The 1,367-nt window shown below is 58.1% G+C and carries 1 protein-coding gene; it reads left to right on the forward strand.

The features are described 5' to 3' along the window. Positions 1-1,093: DUF3656 domain-containing protein (locus AC1DRJ_RS27810; protein WP_477804972.1), on the forward strand; the 1,093-nt coding region annotated here is incomplete at its 5' end. Positions 1,094-1,367 lie beyond the last annotated feature (274 nt).

The following is a 1,367-nucleotide window of genomic DNA, read 5'->3' on the forward strand; positions in this document are numbered from 1 at the left end:
GCGCAAGATCGACATCGGCGCCTTCGACTCACCGACATTCACGGGCTTGTCGGTGGGCGTGGTGGAAAAGGTGGGCAAGCGTGATTTGCAGGTAGTCACCTTTGAACCGCTGTCCAATGGCGATGGCCTGAACGTGCAGATCAAGCGCGAGGTGKTGGGCTTCCGCGCCAATATCGCCGAACCCAAGGGGGAATTTCTCGAAGAGGGCCAGAAGCGCTATCGCTACCGTGTCGAACCCAACGAGATGCCGGACGGGATGTTCAAGCTGCGGCCCAACCATCCCCTGAGCCGCAACCTTGACCATAACTGGCAGCAAGCCTTGCAGAAGACCTCCGCCGAGCGTCGTATCGGTTTGAGTTGGGTGGCACGTCTTGATGAGCAACGCCTGCAATTGAACGCCACAAGCGAGGAGGGTGTCATCGCCAGCTTGTCTCTGGACGGTCCGTTCGGTCTGGCCAACAAGCCGGAACAGGCCTTGGAGCAACTGCGCGATCTGCTCGGTCAACTGGGCACCACGGACTATTACGCCACCGCCATTGAGTTGGACGCATCCCAGGCGTTTTTCATTCCCAACTCGCAACTCAAAGCCTTGCGTCGCGAAGTGATTGACGCATTGACCGCGGCCCGTCTGCTCGCCCATCCAAGGGGCCATCGCAAGGCCGAAACCAATCCGCCGCCGGTGTACCCGGAGTCGCACTTGTCATTCCTGGCCAACGTCTACAACCAGAAGGCTCGGGACTTCTATCATCGCCATGGCGTCAAGCTGATCGACGCGGCGTTTGAGGCGCATGAAGAAACCGGGGAAGTGCCGGTGATGATCACCAAGCACTGCCTGCGTTTCTCCTTCAATCTTTGCCCCAAGCAAGCCAAAGGCGTCACCGGTGTACGCACCAAGGTCGCGCCGATGCAACTGGTGCACGGTGACGAAGTGCTGACGCTGAAGTTCGATTGCAAACCTTGCGAAATGCACGTCATCGGCAAGATCAAGGGCCACATCCTTGACCTGCCGCTGCCGGGCAGTGCCGCGGAGCCGATCGTAGGTCACATCAGTCCTGAAGACCTGCTCAAGACGATCCCTCGCGCGCCGCATTGAGTGCCAGCGGACTCAAATGGTCGAGCTGCGTGCAAGCGTGATCAGCTTGACCATCAGGGTGACGGAGCCGTTTGACATTAATGCGAACGGCTACGCCACCGTTACGTGCATCGGCCAAGGCTAAACGATACCGACAAACGAAAGAATAACCAGGACGATCACGACGGCGCCGACGATGTAGATAATATTGTTCATATGACCACCTTCTAGCTAAGGAGGGTTGAGACACGCTGTATCTAATACAACGGACACCTCCGATCCCGCTTCCGTTCCG

The sequence above is a fragment of the Pseudomonas sp. P5_B2 genome (genome assembly GCF_056400445.1).